The following is a 7,923-nucleotide window of genomic DNA, read 5'->3' as shown; positions in this document are numbered from 1 at the left end:
GCCTTTCAGCGCCGATGGTACTGCAGGGGGGACCCTGTGGGAGAGTAGGACGCCGCCGAACAATTTTTAGCCGGTGTCCCGGACCAGTGATGGTCCGGGGCACCGGCATTTTTGCGTTCACGGGGTGTTCCGGAGCGGCCGGCCATAAAAGGCCCGCCCTTTCGGGCCGTAGCTCGAAGGGGCGGGCAGGGGTTTTTGCGGGGGCGGTCAGTTGTTGGCCGCTCGGATCAGTTCTACGTCCAGGGATTCGCGGCGGATGCGCTGGTCCGTGTAGAGGAGCACGGTGACGCCGGCGGTGATCGGGAACGTGATGACGGAGCCGACGAGGGCGCCGAGGCCGCCGATGATGAGGTACGTCCAACTGACGGAAGAGGCGCCGCCCTGGAGCACGTTGGCTTCGTCGCCGCCGAAGAGGAGCTGGGCGATGCCCGTGGGGATCTGCACGACGGCCATGACGACGAAGGCGATGAGGATGGCCAGGAGCTGCACGCCGAAGATCCGCCACCAGGCTCCCCGTACGAGCTTGGCGGAGCGGCGCATGGAGGCGGTGACGCCCTGCTTCTCCAGCATCAGCGCGGGGGCGGCGAGGCTGTAGCGGATCCAGAGCCATACGGCGGCCACACAGCCCGCGATGGCGCCCAGGAGGGCCAGGGCGGCGCCGCCCGCCTCCGCGCCGGCCACGGAGACCAGGATGCCCGGCAGGACCGAGACGGTTACGACGGCCAGGATGAGCAGTGGGACCAGGATGACCAGGCCGAGCATACGGAGCAGTTGGGGGCGGGCGCCGGTCCAGGCCTCGCGGAGGGTCGCGGAGCGTCCCAGGACCGCGCGGCTGACGACCACGGTCAGCATGGCGGTGGCGATGATCGAGCCGAGGACGCCGACGAACGAGGTGATGCTCATGCCGGCGAAGAGGCGGCCGACGGTGCGCAGGGCCTCGCCGACGGTCAGGTCCGGGTCGTTGTCGAGGCTGTCCAGGCCCGGGTTGTCGCGGAACCATATGCCGTTGATGACGGTGGTGGCGGCCTGGGTGACGATGGCGAGGCCGAGGGAGACGCCGAGGACGGTGCGCCACTGCGTACGCATGGTGGCGAAGGCGCCCTCGATGATCTCGCCGACGCCGAGGGGGCGTAGCGGGATGACGCCGGGTTTGGGGGCGGCGGGCGGTGGCGTCCAGCCGCCGCCCCAGGCGAGCTGTCTGCCGGGGGCTCTGCTGGAGGCGTTGTCCGGTTGTTGACCCCAGCCGGGGCGGCCGGGAGGCGGCTGGGGGCCGCTGCCGGAGCCGGGCCAGGGGCCGGCGGGTGGTTGTTGGGGTGCCCACTTCGCTTCCGGCGCCTGGTCGGCGGGGGTGGCGGGCTGCTCCGGAGCGGGGTTGTCCGGCTCGTCGGAGGGGGATCCGGGCGAGCGCCGGCCCGGAGAGTCGTTCATCGGTGCTCCTTCTCGGGGCCCGTTCGCCGGTGCGGCGGCGGGCGATTGCCAGCCATCGTGTCACGGTGTGCCGGGCGCCGGCCGGGGCCGTATCGGGGTGCAGACCTTCAATAGTGGGCGTCCTACGGGGCAGACTGGTCGGATGGCTGATCAGTACGCGGTATTCCCGAAGGACTCTGCTTCCCTCGCCGCTCCAGCTCTGCGTTGGGAGGAGCCGCCGGAGGGGCCCGTGCTGGTGCTCCTCGACCAGACCCGGCTGCCGGCCGAGGAGGTCGAGCTGGTGTGCACCGATGTGCCGGCGCTGGTGGAGGCGATCCGTTCGCTGGCCGTACGGGGCGCTCCGCTGCTGGGTATAGCGGGTGCGTACGGGGTCGCGCTGGCGGCCGTACGGGGCTTCGACGTGGCCGAGGCCGCCGAGCTGCTGGCGCACGCGCGGCCGACGGCGGTGAACCTCGCGTACGGGGTGCGGCGCGCGGCGGACGCGTACCGTGCGGCGGTCGACGAGGGGGCGTCGGCGGAGCGGGCGGCCGCGGTGGCGCTCGCGGAGGCCCGTACGCTCCATCGCGAGGACGCGCGGGCCAGTGCGGCGATGGCCCGGCATGGGCTGGCGCTGCTCGCGGAGCTGCTGCCGGGCGGCGGCTACCAGGTGCTGACGCACTGCAATACGGGGGCGCTCGTCTCGGGCGGTGAGGGGACGGCGCTGGCGGTCGTGGGGGCCGCGCATCGCGCCGGTGAGCTGCGGCGGCTGTGGGTGGACGAGACGCGGCCGCTGTTGCAGGGGGCGCGTTTGACGGCTTACGAGGCGGCGCGTGCCGGGATCGCGTACACGCTTCTGACGGACAACGCGGCGGGTTCGCTCTTCGCGGCCGGTGAGGTGGACGCCGTGCTGATCGGCGCGGACCGGATCGCGGCGGACGGGTCGGTGGCGAACAAGGTCGGCAGCTATCCGCTCGCGGTGCTGGCCCGCTATCACCATGTGCCGTTCATCGTGGTGGCGCCCAGTACGACGGTGGACATGGCGACTGCGGACGGGGCCGCCATCGAGGTCGAGCAGCGGCCGGGGCACGAGGTGACGGAGGTCGCGACGCCGAACGCGCCGGCCGCGGGCGCCGAGGCGGGCGGCGGGGTGCCGGTGGCTCCGCTGGGGACCCAGGCGTACAACCCGGCCTTCGATGTCACGCCGCCGGACCTGGTGACGGCGATCGTCACGGAGAACGGGGTGGTCTCGCCGGTGACGAGGGAGGGCCTGGCGGAGCTGTGCGCCCGCCCGGGGCCGCTGCCGGGGCCGAACGGCGCCGTACGGCCGTAGCGTCGGGCCGGCGGTGGGGGCCGTACGACGCTGAAGCGTCAGTGCGTCCCGTTCGAAGTGAACATCAGGTAGCAGGGCGACGGCTCCGGCCGGGCCATGATTCACTGCGGGAGCCCATGCCGTTCCGGGCCGACCGGGGTGCCGGACCTGACATCCAACGCTGACATCGACGGTGGCGGATCTCGGCGAACGACGGCGGACGAGGGCGGACGAAACGGCTGGTGAGTGACCTGAATCACCCTGGTCAACGTCCCGAATGCGAAAATGGGATGATGTCGATATGAAGGGACGCGTCCTTGTCGTCGATGACGACACCGCACTGGCCGAGATGCTCGGCATTGTGCTGCGTGGTGAGGGTTTCGAGCCGTCGTTCGTCGCGGACGGCGACAAGGCACTCGCCGCTTTCCGTGAGGTCAAGCCGGATTTGGTGCTGCTGGATCTGATGCTGCCGGGTCGGGACGGCATCGAGGTGTGCCGGCTGATCCGGGCGGAGTCCGGGGTGCCGGTGGTGATGTTGACGGCGAAGAGCGACACGGTCGATGTGGTGGTCGGGCTGGAGTCCGGCGCGGATGACTACATCGTCAAGCCGTTCAAGCCGAAGGAGCTGGTGGCGCGGATCAGGGCGCGGTTGCGGCGGTCGGAGGAGCCGGCGCCGGAGCAGTTGTCGATCGGTGATCTGGTCATCGATGTGGCCGGGCACTCCGTGAAGCGGGAGGGGCAGTCGATAGCGCTGACGCCGCTGGAGTTCGATCTGCTGGTCGCGCTGGCCCGTAAGCCGTGGCAGGTCTTCACCCGTGAGGTGCTGCTGGAGCAGGTGTGGGGCTATCGGCACGCGGCGGATACGCGGCTGGTGAATGTGCATGTGCAGCGGTTGCGCTCGAAGGTCGAGAAGGACCCGGAGCGGCCGGAGATCGTGGTGACCGTGCGCGGGGTCGGTTACAAGGCCGGACCGAGCTGAGATGACGGGGAACGGCGCCGCCCCGGAGCGAGGCGCGGGGCGGCCCGTCGACAAGCCGGGCGGAATATCCCTTTTTGGGAGAATTTGGCGGGGTGGGCAATTCCTCCCCGACGGGGCGGCCAGCGGGCCCGTCCACCCCGTGCTCCGGCTGTACGCGCGCTGGGTGCGGCGTCCGCTGCTGCCCGCGCTGCGGCTGTGGCGGCGCAACATCCAGCTCCGAGTGGTCGCCAGCACGCTGCTGATGTCGCTCGGCGTCGTCCTGCTGCTCGGCGTCGTCGTCATAGGGCAGGTCCGCAACGGGCTGCTGGAGGCGAAGCAGCGTACGGCGCAGGGGCAGGCCCGCGGCGGGTTCACGGCGGCGCGCGACATGGCCGACTCCGGCATCGACGCGCGCGGCCAGGACTCGGGGCAGACCGCGACCCAGAGCGGCCGCCGCACCGTGGACTCCGGCAACTGGCTGACCGGGCTGGTCGAACAGCTCGCCAGCAGCGGCCAGGGCGTCTACTCCGTGGTGGCGCTCAGTTCCAACACGGACGACACGTCGTCCGCCAGCAACCGCGGCGCCCGCTCCTCCGGCGACGTCGACCCCGAGCGCAGCGTGCCGCAGGACCTGCGGGAGAAGGTCGAGCACGGCACCGGGGTGTACGAGAAGCCCGCGAGCATCAAGCGCGGCCCCTCCGACGAGGGCGTGCCCGGACTGGTCGTCGGCAAGCGGCTCTACGACGTCAACGGCAAGCCCTACCAGCTCTATTACCTCTTCCCCTTCTCCCAGGAGGCGAAGTCGCTGAGCCTGGTCACGACCACGCTGGCGACGGCCGGGGTGTTCGTGGTGGTGCTGCTCGGGGCCATCGCCTGGCTGGTGGTGCGGCAGGTCGTCACGCCCGTACGGATGGCGGCGGGGATCTCCGAGCGGCTGGCGGCGGGCATCCTCCAGGAACGTATGAAGGTCACCGGCGAGGACGACATCGCTCGTCTGGGTGAGTCCTTCAACAAGATGGCGCAGAACCTCCAGGGCAAGATCCAGCAGTTGGAGGAGTTGTCGCGCATGCAGCGGCGCTTCGTCTCCGACGTCTCGCACGAACTGCGCACGCCCCTGACGACCGTACGGATGGCCGCCGAGGTCATCCATGACGCGCGCGACGAGTTCGACCCGGTCACGGCCCGTTCGGCGGAGCTGCTGCACGAGCAGCTCGACCGGTTCGAGTCGCTGCTGGCGGACCTGCTGGAGATCAGCCGGTTCGACGCGGGGGCGGCGGCGCTGGAGGCGGAGCCGATCGACCTGCGCGACGTCGTGCACCGGGTGATCGGCGGGGCCGAGCCGCTCGCCGAGCGCAAGGGCAGCCGGATTCTCGTACGGGGCGCGGAGCAGCCGGTGATCGCCGAGGCGGACGCCCGACGCGTGGAGCGGGTGCTGCGCAATCTGGTGGTCAACGCGGTGGAGCACGGCGAGGGCCGGGACGTGGTCGTACGGTTCGCGGTCGCGGGCGGGGCCGTCGGCGTCGCCGTGCGCGACTACGGGGTCGGGCTCAAGCCCGGCGAGGCGACGCGGGTCTTCAACCGCTTCTGGCGGGCCGACCCGGCGCGCGCGCGTACGACCGGGGGGACCGGGCTGGGGCTGTCCATCGCGGTGGAGGACGCGCGGCTGCACGGCGGCTGGCTCCAGGCGTGGGGCGAGCCGGGGGGCGGCTCGCAGTTCCGGCTGACGCTGCCGCGCACGGCGGGCGACACGCTGCGCGGCTCGCCCATCCCGCTGGAGCCCGCCGACTCGCGGCGCAACCGCGGCCTCGCCGAGGCCGGGGGCGCGCGCGGGACGAACGGTGCGCTCGGCGCGGGCGCGGGCGCGAGCAGGGGCGTACGGGCCGTCGAGGCGGGGGTCGCTGCCGCGGGCGGTGGCGGCGTACGGGCCAGTGCCACGGCGACGGTGAACGGGGCGCCCGGGGGCGGCTCCTTGCCGCTGGCCGGGTCCGTGCCCGTACAGCCGACCGACACCAGGGCCGGCGCCACGGCCGTACGGGCGCCCGCCGCGGACCCCACGGCGCTGCCCGGGAGCAACGGGGGGCGGGTCGTGGCGCGCAAGGACGCCGTCGGTCGTGAGGATGATGCGCAGGCCGGGGCCGTTGGCGGCGGGGACCGGGCGGTCGTCGGGGAGGACGGGGTCGTCGGCTGCGAGGAGGGCGCTGCGGGCGAAGGCCCTGGTGCCGCTGAGGGCGGCGGCGCTTCGGGGGGCGCTGGGCTTGGTGCCGCTGAGGGCGGCGCCGGGCGGGACGTACGGGGATCAGCCGATCGGGAGGACGGGTCCAGTGGGCGTTGATCGCTACCGTCGCCTTCGCGGGCGGCGCTGCCTGGGCGCGGCGGCGCTGGTCGTCAGCGGGCTGCTGCTGGCCGGCTGCGCGTCGATGCCGGACAGCGGCGACGTGGACTCCGTCAACGGCTCGCCGCGCGCCGACGCCGACTCGCAGGTGCGCGTGTACGGCGTGCCGCCGCGCGCCGGTGAGCAGCCGCGGGAGATCGTGCTGGGCTTCCTGGAGGCGACGACCAGTGACGACCCCGGGTACGACACGGCCCGCAAGTACTTGGCGTCGAACAAGCAGGGGACCTGGAACCCCTCGGAGGTCACCACGATCCTCACCGAGCCGCCGCAGGTGCGGGTGGACCGCAGCGGCGACCGCGAGGAGGACGGCGTCACCATCTCGCTGACCGGAAAACAGGTCGCCCGGGTGGACGCCAAGCACGCGTACAAGCCGGACGAGCGCCCGTACGACAACAAGATCCATGTCGTGCGGCAGGGTGGGGAGTGGCGGATCGACGCGCTCCCGGCCGGGCTGGTCCTCGGGGTGCCGGACTTCCAGCGCATCTATCGCTCCGTCAACAAGTACTACTTCGCGCGGCTGGGTCCGGACCAGCGCAGGTCGGGGCGGTCCGAGGTGCTCGTGCCGGACCCCGTGTACCTGCGCAAGCGGATAGACCCGGTCACCTCGACCGCGCGGGCGCTGCTGGACGGGCCGACGAACTGGCTCGCCCCGGTGACCACGACGGCCTTCCGGCCCGGCACGCGGGTCGTGGACGACCGGCTGTCCCTGGACGACTCGAACAACCTGAAGGTGCGCCTCAACAGCCGGGCGGACAGCGCGAACCTGGCGCAGTGCCGCCGAATGGCGGCCCAACTGCTGTTCACCGTCCAGGACCAGGCGTCGGCCACGGTGGGCGACGTGCGGCTGGAGCGCCGGGACGGCTCCAAGCTGTGCGGGCTCACGCGGGAACAGGCGCAGGAGTATTCGCCGGGCCGGACCGAGGGCCGGGCCGACCGGCAGTACTACATCGACGCCAAGCACAAGATGGTCAGCCTGGCCGACAGCGAGGACGAGGCGCGGCGGGTGCCGGGCGCCTTCGGGGACGGGCAGGCGCGGTTGGGGTCGGTCGCCGTCGACCGGTCCGAGCGGCGTGCGGCCGGCGTCACGGAGGACGGCCGCAGTCTGTACGTCGCCGCCCTGGAGCATGGTTCCGCCTTGGGCGATGTCCGGCTGCGGGCCCGTACGGGCGCGAACGACGGGCTGGCGCCGCCCAGTTGGGACGGGCTCGGCGACCTCTGGGTGGTCGACCGCAGTACCGAGCAGCCCCGGTTGCTGCGGCTGCCGGGCGGTACGGGCACGCCGGAAGAGGTGCAGGTGACCGGGCTCGACGGCGGGCGGATCACCGGGCTGCGGGTGGCCGCGGACGGGGTGCGGATCGCGCTGCTGGTGTCGAAGGGCGGCCACACGAAGCTGCTGCTGGGGCGCGTCGAGCGGGCCGGCAGCGTGTCCCAACCGAGCCTGTCGGTGCAGGGACTGCGGTCCGTCGCGCCGCAGTTGGAGCAGGTGGACGCGGTCTCCTGGGCGGGCGGCAGCCGGCTGCTGGCGGCCGGCAGCGAGCCGGGCGGCCTCCAGCAACTGCAGTACGTCGAGACCGACGGGTCCGTGTCCAATGGCTCGGCGCTGCCGGGGATCACGGGCGTCAAGGCGGTCGCCGCCTCGGAGGCCCCGAGCAAGGCGCTGGTGGCGGAGCGGCAGGACAGCATCGTGCGGCTGCTGCCGGACACCAACTGGAAGACGGTGACGCCGAAGAAGGGGACGGCGCCGGTCTATCCGGGGTAGCGGCGGGGTGTGGTCGAGTCGGTGGCCGGGCTGGTGGCCGGGCCAGGGTCCGGCTGGGGCCCGGCCCGGGTTTCCGGGGGCGCGGGGCGGTGGCCGTC

At 72.7% G+C, this 7,923-nt stretch carries 5 protein-coding genes; 4 read left to right on the top strand and 1 reads right to left on the bottom strand.

Annotation, left to right across the window (positions count from 1 at the left end; genetic code table 11):
* Positions 1-207: 207 nt before the first annotated feature.
* Positions 208-1,428: a glycerophosphoryl diester phosphodiesterase membrane domain-containing protein gene (locus IF55_RS08800; RefSeq protein WP_030874935.1), complete on the bottom strand. Its 1,221-nt coding sequence runs from the start codon at positions 1,426-1,428 to the stop codon at positions 208-210.
* A gap of 142 nt (positions 1,429-1,570) precedes the next feature.
* Between IF55_RS08800 and mtnA the strand changes: the two genes are divergently transcribed.
* The 4 genes from mtnA (at position 1,571) to IF55_RS08780 (ending at position 7,825) form a co-directional block, all read left to right on the top strand.
* The gene (gene mtnA / locus IF55_RS08795; RefSeq protein ID WP_048831719.1) at positions 1,571-2,737 is read left to right on the top strand and encodes an S-methyl-5-thioribose-1-phosphate isomerase; all 1,167 of its coding nucleotides are present in this window, start codon (positions 1,571-1,573) and stop codon (positions 2,735-2,737) included.
* A gap of 280 nt (positions 2,738-3,017) precedes the next feature.
* A complete protein-coding gene (mtrA, locus tag IF55_RS08790) occupies positions 3,018-3,695 on the top strand; it encodes a two-component system response regulator MtrA (RefSeq protein WP_030874941.1) in 678 nt (225 codons plus the stop codon).
* Between the two features lies 1 nt (position 3,696).
* Entirely contained in the window at positions 3,697-6,006 is a 2,310-nt protein-coding gene (mtrB, locus tag IF55_RS08785; RefSeq protein WP_078643854.1) for an MtrAB system histidine kinase MtrB, read from the top strand.
* A complete protein-coding gene (locus IF55_RS08780; RefSeq protein WP_030874944.1) occupies positions 5,996-7,825 on the top strand; it encodes an LpqB family beta-propeller domain-containing protein in 1,830 nt (609 codons plus the stop codon). The genes mtrB and IF55_RS08780 overlap by 11 nt, the downstream gene beginning before the upstream one ends.
* Positions 7,826-7,923: the final 98 nt, after the last annotated feature.

It is taken from the genome of Streptomyces varsoviensis (genome assembly GCF_000718635.1).
GTDB lineage: Bacteria > Actinomycetota > Actinomycetes > Streptomycetales > Streptomycetaceae > Streptomyces > Streptomyces varsoviensis.
The sequence above is the reverse complement of the archived record's forward strand: the minus strand, read 5'-3'. Positions and strand labels throughout refer to the sequence as shown.